The following is a 15,477-nucleotide window of genomic DNA, read 5'->3' on the forward strand; positions in this document are numbered from 1 at the left end:
CGAAGTTTGTCGAGGGTTTATAGGATGAAAATAAAAAATCCAATAGTTAAAGGCATGGTTCTTTTTTAGAAACCATGCCTCTTATTATTATGCCTGAAGTTTACGTTTTTTTATGACAAGTATCGATCCACCCACAATCAATAAGATAAATCCTGCTAACAGCAAGTTATAGATATTGGTTGCTGTAACGGGTAGAGTGTCACCATTCTGCTTTAGTTGTTTATCAGTCTCGTCGTTATTTACGTCTTCAGCTTGCTGGTCATCTTGATCTTTATTCGGATTGTCGTTATTAGTTTGATCTTGATTATCGCTCTCTGGTTTTTCAGGTTGCTCTGGTTGTTGCTCCTCATCTATTGGTTGTTCGGGTTGCTCAGTTGGTGGCTCCTCAGGATCATTTTCATCCTCTGAATCTGAACCAGCTGCTTGTTTTGTGAAGGACCAAATGTCAGACATTGTTTTTCCAGTATGATCGTCTTCAGCAACCGCATACCATGAGTAGAGGTTTCCGTTTGCTAGGCCTTTCCAAACGGTTTCCGCGATTTCGCCACTTTCTACGTCCTCATCTTTGCCGATTTCTGTATCGCTATACACATTTACAGAGAAGTAATCAGTCGCAACTTGTTTTTCAACGGCGCTTAAGTCCAGGTTAATGATGAACTCATCTTTTTCAGGATGGGCATCGGTATCATAGTAGTTATAGTCATCTAAATATGGTGAATACGTATTTACGATAATTCGATTATTATCCTGGTCAAAATGCAAGAGTCTCATGTAGCCTTGGCCACCCTCTGGGCCAGCCTGATAATCTGCCAGCATTTGATACACAGTACGATCTGGTGTACCGTCTCCATTATCATCAATCTGGTCGATTAACGTTTGTGCTTCATGATAATGCCCACTTAATACCGCAATGACATTTTCATTTGGAACGACAATCTCGTTATAAAGCTTTTCACCTAGTGGATGTCTTGTTCCAGTTGCAAGTAGGTACTCATGAAAGTTTAATATCGCCATCCGATCAGGGTGAGCAGCAAGGACGTCATTAACCCATTGAATACTTTCATCAGTTACACCCCAACCTAGGTACATCATAATATAGTCATTTCCGCTGGTCGAAATTAAATCATAGTGTCCACGGTTGTTTAGATATGAGCCTCCATAATAAGGTTTGTTCTCAAATCGATCTGCACCAAAGTAACGATAATAATCAGTGTAATCATTGTTTACTTGATTCACATCATGATTACCAGCTAAGACACCATATGGAATATTATGCTCGTCTAAAACTCCCATATATTGGTCTGCGTAATTCCATTGGCTTTCGTCTGTCGAAACGTTAACCAAATCCCCTGTATGGAAGACATATTTAATCTTCATTTCCTCTTGATTTTCTGCAATCCATTGTGTTTGACGGTCAAAGATATACGGGAAGCTCTCTGCATAAAATTGAGTGTCAGACATCCATACAAAGGTATAGTCGTACTCATCCGGAGTGCTTGGAATTTCATCCTGTACAAGGACATTAATTTTATGATCCTTAACATAAGCATCCACTGCCACATTGCCTGTCAATTCAAAATCATCTTCTCCAGCAACGCGATAATCGATTAACTCCCAATCACCCTTTTTATGATTCCAAGCGTACATGGAAACCTTTCGTCCTTCTAGTGACTTTCCTTTCCAGTTGAGTTCGACAATGTCATTTTCATCGACAGTAGAATCAACCTTTACATCAAAGCGATGATATGGAAATTGTGTGTGTGAATTGTTCGTTAAATATTGTCCATCCTGTTGTGCAACAAGGGCAATATCTTCTTCCGTAAAGGCTTGTTCTCCTGCCGGAACCTGTGTTTGTGGTGGTTCCGTATCAGAAGCGTTTTTATAGCCTCTAATATGTTCAGTTCGACTCGCATCGTATTTGTAGCCTTGATAAAATGTAACATCGACTTGATCGTTCGTCGGATCTGTTACTTTTACTTTTAAAACCGGGTCACCATTGACGGTTGCTCCATCTGCAGGTGAAGAAGCTTCAGGCATTTCAGGATTTTCATTCACTACCGAGAAGTGAACAATGTGTTCTGTTTTATTGCCAACTTTATCAACCGCAGTCATGATTAGTTTGTGTTCTCCAGGTGCTAATTTGGAGGATGCTGTTTCATATGGAAGTGAAATAACCTCACCATCTAGGGTGGTTACGAATGATTCAACACCCGCAATTTCATCGATTGCGCTTCCTTCAATTGTAAATGCACCTTTATATTCGTTGCCTTCAACGAGATTTGAATCAATCTCTGGAGCGCTATTATCCACAATTACCTTTCTTTCAAGTGTTTCATCAGCATCTTGAACGGTGATCACATGTTCTCCGTCCGATACGGTTGTTGTATTCCATTTCACCGTTTTAGAAAGCGCATGATCGTTTGTGATTGTAAAATGAAAATCAACGAAAGGATTGGCATCATTCATTTTCAATACTTGATTTGGATTTTTGTAGGTAGGGTCTGTTAAAACCGTACCATCAGAAAGCACTAGTCGAACGTTTTTTAAGTCATAATCATCGCGGTTTTCACTAGATTCTAAGTCAAATGGCGATGCTTTGTTTCCTGAGCGAACCGTGATGGTATTATCTCCTAGTGATAAGCGGTCAGGCTCAATCGGAATACTAAAGGTTTTCCACTGTGTCAACCAATCCTTATCCATTAGGTAGAGCACTTCTTCTCCCATCGTCACTGCATTTTGGAAGTACGTATTCAAGCCATTTACATCTAATGCAAAATACGCAGTTCGCTCCACAGAATGATACGTATCGCTCGTTAGCTCTGTGCCATCTACCATTAATGAGACGTTGTCAGGTGCATCCTCAGCAGATGTTCCTTTAAGAATCACATCGCCAGTCATGATGTCTTCTTCCTTTACATTCATACGAAGACTCGATTGATCATGGTCGGTTGTAATGTCGACACGATAGGTATCACTTGTTTTTTCATTCCTTCCATCTGAAGCGACAAAGTAATAGTCGACAAAGTCTTTCCCAATTAACTCAGGAGAGTAGATGGTTGAATGGAATAAACCACTCGTAGAATCCTGTTGTAAAATTTTCATTTGGTATTTATCTTGGTCCGAAATTTTATAGAAAAGACGAACCGATTTCACTTCTTGGTCATCCGTTACTTTCGCTGCAATTTCGATATTATCCTTTTCCGCTATTTCAGTAACCTCTGTTTGATTATCAATTACAGGTGCAATTGTATCTTCAGGAAGCTGCACAGCTTCTCGTGGAACTTGGTGTGTCTCAACACTTCCAGGAGTTGCATCTTTGATGTCTAGTTTGATTTGCTGTGTCGACTGATCGGTAGGATACCCGTAGACAATTCCTTTGTCAGCATAAGTATCATCCACATTTGGTACATCATTATAGTAGGCAAGTGCCACTTCTTTATGAGCATTCGTACCGATCACAATACCACGCATACTGCCATTCGCCATACCGCCTGTATAAACACGAACAATATTCTCATTTTCTACTAAATTTGAACCATAGTTTTGGTTAAAATCCTCTACAGTTGAATCGCCATTTTGGTCATTTATGATCCAAAAAACGAGTGTTTTTCCGGCTGGTATGGTGACATCTTCCGGAATCGAAGGCCATACAACATCTGTACCTGGGTCCGTGCCATAGCGGTAATAAATTTTATAATCTTTAAAATTAATATCTTGATTGCTATTGTTATAGATTTCAATAAACTCATATCCGTCAGCTGAGCCAACATTTGTGGTGTCTGGAACAACCTCTGTAACCAATAAATGTGGGAGCGTACTGTAATCAATATCAATCTGTTTCACGTTGATCGTGTATTCACTAGTTTTCTCAGCCTGAATCCCATCTGATGCTTCAATATAATAGATAAGATCCGACGTGACACTCGCAGCTGGAATCTCAGCTGAGTACGTGCTCGAGTTCTCCACACTTGGATCCATCGAGATGGCTGTGAAATTCTCGGCTTCCTTTTCTTTATAATGGAGAGTGACCAATGGGATTGCTAGATTATCTGTTACTTTCGCTTCGATTTTGACTGTTTTATAGGCATCAACTTCGTCTACCTGGGTATGCTCAATCACAGGTGCTTCCGAATCCGTTGGAATTTCTGGGAGTTGCACAGGAACAGCGGGTACCTGTTTATCCGTAATTACACCTGGTGACGGAGGGGCCATACCCTGTAATTTTTTCATTATTGTTCCTTGGTTAGGATATTCGTATTGGATAACAGCGCCAGTATTGTCATTGTCACTTCCTAAATAACTTGCAGAAATAACCTCTGCTCCTTGTAGGTCTTTTAAAACCAATGCACGATTGCCGCCGTTTGCAAAGCCAGGGAATGCATCGGTAAATTCGACAACTTGTTCATTTGCTAGGTCAACACCAAAATGTGCATTAAAGTCTGCTAATGCTTTATTGCCATTATTAAACCAGAAGACTATTTTTTCCTGAGGTTCAATCGTTGTCACCGGCACTTGGAAAGGAAGTTCTTTCCCCGTATCTGTGTAATGATATATAAATGAATAATTTGTTAACACCTGCGGTTGGTCAGAATTGTTATAGAGCTCAAAGTACTCGTAATAATCTGTACCGCCACCTTCTGAATTAGGAGAAATCTCCGTAATTAATAAGGGTGGAAGAGTGTTGTAATCAAGTTCAACTAAATTTTCGATTGAGACCTCAATTGCATTATTATCGGGAAAGGATACACGATGATTTGGATCGGTTACTTCAATGAAATAACGCAATGTTTCATTTGTTAACGATTTTTTTGGAATGGTAGCTTGATAGATTTGTCCTTCGGCGTGAGTCATCGCGATCTTTTTAAACTCACCATTCGGTTCTGTTTGATAATAAACACCAGCTAAAGAATCATGATGATCGTCTGTAATTGTTGCTGAGATGACAAGGTCTTCTTTTGCACTCGCATTTGTGATTTGTTCATGAGTAATAATTGGCGCTTGGTTTTCTTCCGCTACAACTTCTTGTTGGGGAACCTGCTCAGCCACAATGGTACCCGGTGATGGTTGTGCTTTTGTTTCAAGCTTTTCCATCTCCACGCCGGAAACTGGGTATTGGTATTGAACAACTAGTCCATCTCCAATGTCATCTTTTAAGTAATTGGCGACGAGTAGTTCATTTCCAGCTTGGTCTTTTATCACGACTGCTCGATTTCCACTATTGTAAAAATTAGGTGGTCCACCAAATTCGACTACATGGTTTTCAGTTAAACTTGTTTGATATTTTTGATTAAAATCAGCAAGTGTTTTCTGCTTTGAATTATGCCAAAACACCATACTTTCTTTTGGTGCTAATTTGGTTGGGGCAAATTGCATATCCACATCCTGTGTGTCACTTCCATCCGTATAGCGCAGACTAAACGTATAGTGGTCCAATACAATCGGTTGATTCGTGTTATTGTATACCTCAAAATATTCATAATCGTCAGCGCCTAGATTATTCGGCATGATTTCAGTAATCAAAAGAGGCGGCAGTTGTTGATAATCAATTGGTTCCTCAACTAGCTCGATTGTTTGTTCAGTTTCATTACTAGTTGTGTTCTCTTTTGGTTGTTCAGGAATAGAAGTTTGTTCCACTTCCTCTTTGTTGGATGTAGAAGTAGGTTCACTTTCTTTTACTTCCGTATTTTCTGTCGTTACTTCTTCGCTAGGCTGACTTTCCGTTTCTGTAGTTGGAGAAGCAGGGGCTTCCGTCATTTCAGTGTCAGCTTTGTTTTCGTTCGGGAGAGTAGTGGAATCTTGTACATCAGACTCCTGGTTTCCCGAATCTGAAATGGAATCTTCTTGTTTTTGGACTTGATTTTCTGATTGCACTTGTGAAATTGGAATTTGTGAAGTTTTTTCTGCCATAGCTGACGGAACGGCTAATCCTAAATTCGATACGAGAATAGCTACTGTGGTTGTTACGGCTAACCCTTTTTTCAGTTTTGCTTTTTGCCTCATAATGCCTCCTTAAAAATGTAAAGATTTTATGTATTCCACTACAGAATAACGACAAAGTATTGATTTCATTTATCTGAAATGTAAAAAACCTGTAAATATTACGAATTTCGGCAAAAGTTGTCATGTGGCTGTCATAACCTGTCCTTGAATATAAAACTCCACTATTTGGAAAGGTAAGGAAAAACAATCAAAGGAGACTTACCTATCGTGAATGTACAATCTGGTCAATCAACAAAGGAAACTGTTGCTAGTCTTATGTTAAAGCAACTTGGGATGTGGGGAGTTAAAAGGATCTATGGGGTTGTGGGTGATGCCATTATTGAGTTTATGGATGAACTAGCAAAGCAGAATTCAATCGAATTTATTGCGGTGAAACATGAATCGGTTGCCGCCATGATGGCTTCAGCTGAGGCAAAGTTAACGGGCAGGCTTGGCGTTTGTCTTGCAACGATGGGTCCTGGTTTAGGAAACTTACTCAATGGTCTAGGGGATGCTTATTTGGATAAGGCACCCGTATTGGCTATTACTGGTCAGGCTCCTAGTCAAAAAATCGGGACTGACTTTAAGCAGTATCTTAATCAACAAGAATTAATAAAACCACTCGCAGAGTATACGTCTTTGCTCGCACACCCTGACGCCATTATAGATGTTTTAACAAAAGCAATGAAAACATCACTGGTAAAAGGTGCGGTCACTCATCTATCGATTCCAAAGGATCTTTTTTCAATGAATTCAACTGCAAAAATTCAGTTGGAACCAAAAATGATACAGACTACCACATCTATAGATGAAAAAGATATCACAGAGGTTGTTGAATTAATGAAAACCGCAAAAAAACCAATGATTTTAGCTGGTCTGGGAGCAAAAGATTCAGTTCTTGAAATCGAAAAATTAGCAGAACTTTGGGGAGCGGGTATCCTTGTAAGTTTAGGTGCAAAAGGGGTCTTTCCTCAATCCTGTACGAACTTTTTAGGAGGAATTGGACAAGGCGGAAACCCTCATGCTAAAGATCTTTTTCAAGAGTCAGATGTTGTTTTATTAGTAGGGAACTTGTGGTGGCCGGAAGGATATGTTCCAGGGCATGCAAAATTGATTCAAATTGACGTTGCGAAAGAGAATATCGGGAAAGGTATACCTGTTGAGTTAGGTATTGTAGGTTCAGCTGAAATGCTGGTCCCACTGATAACGAGAAGTCTTCATAGCGTTTCACAAAATCAAACATGGGTAACAAATCTCCAGAAGATAAAAGAAACGTGGGAGACACAAAACGAGCAAGAAGGCTTACAATCTTCCCAACCGCTCCACCCATCAAGAATCGTTAGAGCCATTGAAAATACTGTTCAAGACGATGCGATTATTACTCTAGATACGGGTGATGTAACCGTTTGGTTCAATCGTAATTTTCGCTCAACTGATCAACAAATTATTTTTTCGGGTGAATGGCGAACAATGGGATTTGGGTTGCCTGCCGCTCTTGCAGCCAAACTGTGCTTTCCGGAGAAGCAAGTGGTTGCTGTCGTTGGAGATGGCGGGATCGAAATGACTTTAGCCGATTTATTAACGGCCATCCGATACAACTTAAATATCACAGTCATCATTTTCAATAATCATGCGTTACAAATGGAACGCGATAAAATGATAGCCGGCGGAAGCATTCAAAAGGATGTGGATTTAACGAATCCGGACTTTGTTAAAATTGCCGAAGCTTGCTCATGGAAAGGCTATTTAATCACAGATGAGAGTGAATTAGAGGATACCCTTGAAAAAGCACTTTTACATAATGGACCAGCATTGATAGAGGTCGATACTGCACCAATTTTTCACCCGGAAACAAAAAGCTGACCGTGGAAAGTTAGTTTCCCGCCCCCAATAGTTAATGGGGGTGGGAAAATCAAACTGGAAATGATTCGATAGTTTACTAGAATAATATTTTAGTATAAAATAATTGTAGAGCATTGTTGCTTAATCTTTATCTGGAGCGGGGGACCCAAATTCTTCATGCGGGATTTTTCCGCTATTGGTGAATTCTTAAATAGAAGGGGCTTATTGTTTCCCATAGTCCTAACCTGAAAGCTAACCTCGTAAGCAATCGAGAGGAAACAGTATGGTAGAATAGTGAATCGGCAACAGCCGGTTTTTTATTACCTTATCTTTCTATATGTTTTCCTTACCTGAGTAATCAGAATCAAATTATTAAGAAGGTGGGGTAATTTATGAAAAAATTCAAGTTAAGTTTGGCTAGTCAAATTTTGATTGGTCTTATTTTAGGTATTATCGTTGGTGGCATTTTCTATGGAAGTGAAACTGCCCAAAGTGTCCTGCAGCCATTCGGAGATCTTTTCTTACGATTAATTAAAATGATTGTCGTGCCGATCGTTCTTTCAAGTATTATCGTTGCGATAGCTGGTGTGGGTGATTTAAAATCAGTCGGTAAGTTAGGTGCTAAATCACTGACATATTTTATTGGAATGACCTTGGTTGCCATAGCTGTCGGCCTTATTTCTGCAAACTTATTCCAACCTGGTGCTGGACTAGTAATGGACCAGTTACAACAAAGTGATATCTCTGGTTATGTAGAAACATCAGAAGCACAAGAAGGAAAATCTATAACAGATACACTCCTTCATATTGTTCCTACAAATCCGTTCCAAGCTATGGTTGAAGGAGATATGTTAGCAACTATTTTCTTTGCAGTTGTTTTCGGTCTTGGAATTGCAGCTATAGGTGAAAAAGGGAAACCAGTTTTACGATTCTTCGAAGGTATGGCAAATGCCATGTTTTATGTGACGAACCTATTTATGAAATATGCTCCGATCGGTGTTTTTGCATTAATTGGTGTAACTATTTCAAAATATGGATTTGAATCACTTATCCCATTAGGTAAGTTAGCCATTACTGTTTATGGAACTATGATTTTCTTTGTAGTAGTTATTTTAGGCTTATTAGCTAAATTTATCGGTTTAAATATTTTTAAATTATTGAAGATGATTAAGGAAGAGTTAATCCTTGCTTTTTCAACATCCAGCTCGGAAACCGTACTTCCGAGGATTATGGATAAAATGGAACAGGCAGGAAGTCCGAAGCATATAGCGACTTTCGTTATACCAACAGGTTATTCTTTTAACTTGGATGGGTCTGTTCTATATCAAGCTATAGCGTCTTTATTTATCGCCCAAATGTATGGAATTCACTTAAGCATTGGGGAACAAATCATGCTAATGTTAATATTGATGGTAACATCCAAAGGTATGGCTGGAGTGCCAGGGGTATCCTTCGTAGTGCTATTAGCGACGTTCAGTACAATTGGTTTACCAGCTGAAGGATTGGCATTTATTGCTGGTATTGACCGTATTCTAGATATGGGACGTACCGCGGTTAACGTAGTAGGTAACTCGTTGGCAGCACTGGTTGTAGCTAAATGGGAAGGTCAATATAACCCTCCAACTAAAGTTGAAGCTGTTCAACAAGCATCGTAAATATGTGATATTAGTAAGCACATTCCATCAAAATAGGAATGTGCTTATTTTAGTTTTGGGACAAGGGACCTGTCCCTGTGTCCCTAAAAGGCAAATACGTGGTTGCCTATTGTGGTTGAAACGGTACGACTTCTTAAATAGGAGCTCGATGTTTTATCAGGGTTGTAAAAGAATAATGCGCCATTTGTTGGATCTTCACCACTAAGTGCCCGTTTTGCAGCTTCTCTATGTTGGTCGTTAGGAGTTGCTGTAAGTAACGCACCATTTTCTGCTGGTGTAAATTGATAGTAACCGTAGCTTTTTTCAAACAAGACATCTTTAATAGTGTTAGGGAATAAGGGACTATTTACACGATTCACAATTACAGCACCAACGGCAACTTGGCCTTCTAAAGATTCACCTCTCGCTTCACTGTGTATCATTTTCGCAAGCCATTCGACTTCTTCCTTGTTCACTACTTTCTGGTGTTCAGCGGCGAATGCTGTTTCGCTTGGAACCGGTGCCGGTGCACTTGTAACACCAGAAGGAATCGTCAACGTTTGTCCAATCTGCAAGCTATCCGAAGAAAGATTATTCGCCTTTTTGATCCCATCCACAGTAGTGCTGTTACGCGTGGCAATACTATAAAGCGTATCACCAGAAACAACCTGATGTGTAGTTATATTGGTTTGAGTAGGAGCGGTACCATTACCAGAAGGAATCGTCAACGTTTGTCCGATTTGCAAAATATCCGAAGAAAGATTATTCGCCTTTTTGATCCCATCCACAGTAGTGCCGTTACGCGTGGCAATGCTATATAACGTATCACCGGAAACAACCTTATGTGTAGTTGTATTGGTTTGAGTAGGAGCGGTACCATTACCAGAAGGAATCGTCAACGTTTGTCCGATTTGCAAAATATCCGAAGAAAGATTATTCGCGCTTTTTATGCCATCCACGGTAGTGCCGTTACGCGTGGCAATGCTATATAACGTATCACCAGAAACAACCTGATAAGTAGTTACATTGGTTTGAGCCGGAATGGCAGTAATGCCAATAGGAATTGTCAATGTTTGTCCAATCTGTAGAGAATCCGAAGAAAGATTATTTGCGTTCTTAATTGCATCCACGGTTGTTCCATTAGCTTGGGCAATGCTATATAGCGTATCACCAGCTACTACAGTATGGGATAGAGACTTCGTTTGTGTCTTCTTTCCGGTTGCTTCAGCTGCAGAGGCTTGAGTTGCAGGCAATGTACCAAGACCTAAGGCAGATAATAGCACTCCACCTGCCATAATCTTAACGGTTTTAACCTTCAATGCAGGAAATATTCTTTTTACAAAATGAACAGCTTTTCTTTCCATATCAGACTCTTCCACTGGGGATGAGAGTCCTAACTCAGTTGAGTACTCGGTTAAGTTTTCATCAAGGTATAAGATCACTTCAATTCCGTCTTCTGTTTCGTTTAATTTATATCGTGAAAAACCTTCCACCTATTTCACCATCCATTTGTCCTTTTCTACCCTTTACTATTCCCAAGTTCTTCATTTTTATAGGTAGAGTGGAAGTACTAGGACTGGTTACGTTTAGAGGCCGTTTTTAGGACAAAAAAAGAAATGTGTATGCTTTTATATTGGTTGGTGTATGAAGTCATTCGTATAATCCAAAAAAAGGTAGAAATAATTCAAAAGGAGATAGTGAAAGTAAAAATTATCCATTTGTGTATTGTTTTCAAGGAAGAAAGCGACAAAAGCATACGGAAAGAAGAAATGCGTATGCTTTTTTATAGGTTGGCAGGATAAAGTCATTCGTAAAATCCAAAAAAAGGTAATGTGATTTCGTAAACGACTATAATGTTCTTTGAGTAGTGATAAGCAAAAGAACAGCACCCTTATTTGCACGACGTTAAAAGCTATCGTCATGTTGTTAATAAGGGGGCTGATTCCTTTACTATTTTGTGTCTATTTTTTATAAAACCATTTTTATATAAACGAAAATAGTGTTGCTTTTTAACTATTAAAAGAGACGCTAATTCTTATACTATTTATAATGATTCTGCACAATGGCTGCTTTTTTCTATAAAAACATCTTTTCTAATTTTAATGGTTCAATGTATTCTCCTTCTTTGTATGCGCGCATGTTTCCACCGGAGATTTCATCGATAAGAACAATTTGTCTGTCATCGCCAGTGCGTCCGAATTCGAATTTAATATCATATAATTCGATTCCTTTATTAGCAAGCTCGTCTTTAACGATACCGCCGATTTGTTGTGTAAGTTTTTTTAATACCTGATATTCCTCTTTAGACAGGATACCGAGCATGTCCAAAGCGTCTTCACTGATGGGAGGATCTTCACGACCGTCATCTTTTAAGGTTACCTCAACAAAAGCATCGAGGGCTTGCCCTTCTTCTGCATATAAGCCGTATCGGCGAAGAAAGCTTCCAACAGCACGATATCTGCAAATAACTTCAAGACCTTTTCCGAAGACTTCAGCCGGTTTTACTGTCATGGTTGCTTGTTCGATATCAGCGTCAATATAGTGAGTTGGAATTGCTCTTTCATTTAATATTTCGAAAAAATATTTAGTTAATTTTAATCCAGCACGACCTGCACCTTCAATTGTTAAACCAACAGTATTTGCACCTGGATCAAAAACACCATCAACGCCTGTTACATCGTCTTTAAATTGAAGTAAGTAATTTCCGTCCTGCAATTCATAGACATCTTTTGTTTTACCTGTGTATTTAAGCTTCATGTCAATCCCCCTATGCGAAATTCAATAACATAATAATCATAAAGATAAAATGGTGTTTGCACAAGAGTAAACACGAAATATTTTAGTGTAAATACATATGAATGTTAAGGTTTTGGTGAAATTTAAGGGATTGATGATAAAAAATATAAAATTCCTGCGGATTTAAAGCGAAAATCCATTCGCTTTTAACTATCATTCATAGACTAGTTTTCCATCCATGTTATTAAAATAACTTACGTTTAACTGAATTTTCTAAAAAAATATTCAGCTTAGGAAGGATATAAAGTATATCAATAGAATATAAGTGGTAATAGGAGGGTGATATGATTGAATCAGTTTACTGATGTGTTGGATGAAAAAGCATTAGCAAGCTATCCACAACAGCCACATGGTGGCAAATTGGTGAATCGTGTTCTTACCGGGAAAGCACAAGATGAAGCAATGGAAAGAGCAAAGCAAATGCCAATGATTATGGTAGATTTGGAGGCCGTCATTACTCTTGAAATGATTGCAACAGGAGTGTTGTCTCCTAATGAAGGTTTTATGGATGAAGAGGATTACAAGTCTGTACTTACGAAAGGCCGCTTGAAAAATGGAGTGGTTTGGCCTGTGCCGCTAAGTTTCGCGCCAATTGGTGACCGAAATCAGCAGGTGATTAAAACTTTATCCGTCGGGGATGAGGTCGCACTTGCAGATGAAACAAGAGAACCCGTCGCTATTCTAAAATTGAATGATATCTTCGACTATGATCGTGAATTCCGTGCAACTCATCTTTTTGGCACAACTGACCGCAACCACCCTGGAGTTGATTCGATTTACCGTCGAATGGGAGATACAGCTTTGGCTGGCCCGATACAATTGCTTAGACGAGTCCATTGGGGGCCATTTGAAGATATAAGAATGGAGCCGAAAGAAACATGGAAGCTTTTTTATGAGAAAAAGAAGTTTAAATCTGTAGGTGGATTTATTACAGGAGCAAATCCTTTACACCGCGGACATGAGTATATTCATAGAAATGCTTTAGAAGAGTTAGAAGGTCTATTTGTTCAGCCCCTAGTAGAAATGGCAAAGCGTGAATATACGCGACACGAGTTTCGAATGTTGTCTTACCGCAGTGTGCTAGATACATATTATCCAAAAGAAAGAACGATTCTTGCACCATTACGAGTTACCTATATATTCGCTGGTCCACGTGAAGCGGTCCTCCATGCTTTGATCATGAAAAACTATGGATGTACCCACGCTTTAATCGGACGAGATCATGCAGGTATTGGTGATTTCTATGAAAAATATGCAAGCCATACGATATTTGATGAATTTACACCTGATGAATTAGGCATCGATATCCGCTTGTTCCATGAAGTGTTCTACTGTACGCGCTGTAGTACGCAAGCAACTGATCAAACATGTCCACATGATGAGCAATATCGTATTAATATCTCTGGGACTGGGATTCGTGAATTGTTGCGGTATGGGGTATTACCACCTAAAGAAATAGTAAGGCCAGAGTCTGCTCGGATTGCGATGCAAGGCGTGCAGCCAAAAGGTGTGGATGAGAACGATATGGCCATTTCACCTGTCGGTAAAACGATAAAGAGTATTTTCCCATATTATTTAACGAGATCAAGAATTGGTGGTCCAAAACGAAGAAGACCGCTTCAGGTTGAGGAACTTACCATAGAAGATTTGGAAAATGTTATCATGGATGCACGTGATAATGCCGATAAGATATATAGAGATATTTTCGAAGAGTTCAGCTATGTATCTGACACGCTTCGCACCACTCAGCCAGATTGGGTGGCATCAGCCAGAGAGTCTATCCATAAACAACAAGAAATGGTGGTTGACTATTTAGAAGAAAAGGTAAATAAAGCATTGGAAAAAGCTTCCGATGAATTTATGTATCAGGATAAATCCGAGGCAGAACGTGAACTAGAAGTGGCACGAAAAATCTTTGATGATATCCCATCACCACTTCGTTCGGAAGACTTAAAATATCGAGTTTGGAACCCATTGCCATACAAGCGATACAGAGGCAGTGATGAATAAGTAAGAAAAAATCACTCACAAAAGTTGTGAGTGATTTTTTTAAAAAAGAGCTTCTTATAAATAATCTTTTCTTAGTCCTTCTGGAGAACGTGGTGAAATATAGCTTGGTGCAACATCAAATACCGTTTTAGCACCAAATTGCTTTTCTTGGCTTAAGCGGTATGCTGCTCTTGCATATGCAACTAATACAGCAGACGTAAATTCTGGATTGCTGTCTAATTTTAAAGAGAATTCATATACCTGTGTAGTGTCTTCACTTGTTTTTCCACCGCGAATGACAAATCCACCATGTGGTGCTTTGGAGTGCTCACGGTTTAATTCTTCTTCTGATATAAAATTCACTTCTGTATCATAATCAGCGAAATAGTTTGGCATTGTTTTAATTTCATTTTCGATAGCTGCTTTGTCTGCACCTTCTTCAGCAACGATATAGCAGACGCGGCGATGCTTTTCAGCAGTTGTTAGTTCTGGATTTGAACCACTGCGAACCTTTTCGATTGCATCCTCAGATGGAATCGTATATTGTACACCATTTTTAACACCATCTACTCGTCTTATTGCATCAGAATGTCCTTGGCTTAGGCCTTTACCCCAGAATGTATAATTTTCACCATTTGGTAAAATCGCATCCGCCATAACACGATTAATTGAGAATAAACCTGGATCCCAACCTACTGAAATAATAGCAGTCGTATTTTTCGCAGCTTCGTTAACAGCTGCAAAGAATTCAGGGATTTTTGCATGGGTATCAAAACTATCTACAGTATTGAACATGCTAGCAATTTGCGGAGTTTGTTCAGGTAGGTCTGTAGCAGATCCCCCACAAAGTAGCATAACATCAATTTTACCTTGATAATCACTTGCATTTGAAAGATGCTCAGCTTTTACATTTGGCTCATCAAGAACGAGAGTTTCTGGATCTCTTCTCGTAAAAACTGCTACTAATTCCATATCAGGAGATTGTTTAATAGCTTTAATTGCGCCTTTTCCAAGATTACCGTAACCTACGATACCTAGTCTAATTTTGTTGCTCATATACATTTCTCCTTTACTTCTAATACTATCAAAAAAATTATGTCAAAGTTTAAATTGCCCAGTTAGCTTCTATGTAAACCTATTTGGGGTCATTCGATTTCCAAACTTTTTTGATAATACTTATAATAATAGAATAAGCTCTTACTGCCAATGATTTTCTTCGATAATCGAAAAGTTTTTT

7 protein-coding genes and 1 riboswitch are annotated in these 15,477 nt (G+C 39.1%); of the genes, 3 read left to right on the plus strand and 4 right to left on the minus strand.

The features are described 5' to 3' along the window. Positions 1 to 87 precede the first annotated feature (87 nt). Positions 88 to 6,000 carry a lamin tail domain-containing protein gene (locus CKK03_RS20375; RefSeq protein ID WP_099364339.1) on the minus strand — a complete coding sequence of 1,971 codons (5,913 nt, stop codon included), beginning with the start codon at positions 5,998 to 6,000 and terminating at the stop codon, positions 88 to 90. A gap of 207 nt (positions 6,001 to 6,207) precedes the next feature. On the opposite strand from CKK03_RS20375, the gene CKK03_RS20380 reads away from it, so the two are divergent. Both CKK03_RS20380 and CKK03_RS20385 read left to right on the plus strand, forming a co-directional pair. Beyond that, positions 6,208 to 7,842 carry a thiamine pyrophosphate-binding protein gene (locus tag CKK03_RS20380; protein WP_099364340.1) on the plus strand — a complete coding sequence of 545 codons (1,635 nt, stop codon included), beginning with the start codon at positions 6,208 to 6,210 and terminating at the stop codon, positions 7,840 to 7,842. A gap of 107 nt (positions 7,843 to 7,949) precedes the next feature. Beyond that, positions 7,950 to 8,103: riboswitch (cyclic di-AMP (ydaO/yuaA leader) on the plus strand. A gap of 110 nt (positions 8,104 to 8,213) precedes the next feature. After that, positions 8,214 to 9,476: a cation:dicarboxylate symporter family transporter gene (locus CKK03_RS20385; RefSeq protein ID WP_099364341.1), complete on the plus strand. Its 1,263-nt coding sequence runs from the start codon at positions 8,214 to 8,216 to the stop codon at positions 9,474 to 9,476. An 83-nt stretch (positions 9,477 to 9,559) separates the two neighbouring features. On the opposite strand, the gene CKK03_RS20390 is transcribed toward CKK03_RS20385, so the two are convergent. Further along, positions 9,560 to 10,948: a LysM peptidoglycan-binding domain-containing protein gene (locus CKK03_RS20390; protein WP_099364342.1), complete on the minus strand. Its 1,389-nt coding sequence runs from the start codon at positions 10,946 to 10,948 to the stop codon at positions 9,560 to 9,562. A gap of 583 nt (positions 10,949 to 11,531) precedes the next feature. Continuing rightward, positions 11,532 to 12,212: a phosphoribosylaminoimidazolesuccinocarboxamide synthase gene (locus CKK03_RS20400; RefSeq protein ID WP_099364344.1), complete on the minus strand. Its 681-nt coding sequence runs from the start codon at positions 12,210 to 12,212 to the stop codon at positions 11,532 to 11,534. Between the two features lie 327 nt (positions 12,213 to 12,539). Here CKK03_RS20400 and CKK03_RS20405 point away from each other — a divergent pair, with 327 nt between their 5' ends. Continuing rightward, on the plus strand, positions 12,540 to 14,261 hold the full coding sequence (locus CKK03_RS20405) for a sulfate adenylyltransferase (protein WP_099364345.1): 1,722 nt from the start codon (positions 12,540 to 12,542) through the stop codon (positions 14,259 to 14,261). Between the two features lie 54 nt (positions 14,262 to 14,315). Here the strand turns inward: CKK03_RS20405 and CKK03_RS20410 are convergent, their stop codons facing one another. Further along, positions 14,316 to 15,296, minus strand: coding sequence for a diaminopimelate dehydrogenase (locus tag CKK03_RS20410; protein ID WP_099364346.1), 981 nt, complete (start codon positions 15,294 to 15,296; stop codon positions 14,316 to 14,318). Between the last annotated feature and the right edge of the window lie 181 nt (positions 15,297 to 15,477).

Origin of the sequence: Fredinandcohnia onubensis, from assembly GCF_002734215.1 — a bacterium.
GTDB lineage: Bacteria > Bacillota > Bacilli > Bacillales > Bacillaceae_L > Ferdinandcohnia > Ferdinandcohnia onubensis.

Excerpts from the sequence above, each read along its gene's own strand:
- CKK03_RS20375 (WP_099364339.1), bottom strand. The coding sequence starts at position 6,000 with ATGAGGCAAAAAGCAAAACTGAAAAAAGGGTTAGCCGTAACAACCACA.
- CKK03_RS20385 (WP_099364341.1), top strand. The coding sequence starts at position 8,214 with ATGAAAAAATTCAAGTTAAGTTTGGCTAGTCAAATTTTGATTGGTCTT.
- CKK03_RS20400 (WP_099364344.1), bottom strand. The coding sequence starts at position 12,212 with ATGAAGCTTAAATACACAGGTAAAACAAAAGATGTCTATGAATTGCAG.
- CKK03_RS20410 (WP_099364346.1), bottom strand. The coding sequence starts at position 15,296 with ATGAGCAACAAAATTAGACTAGGTATCGTAGGTTACGGTAATCTTGGA.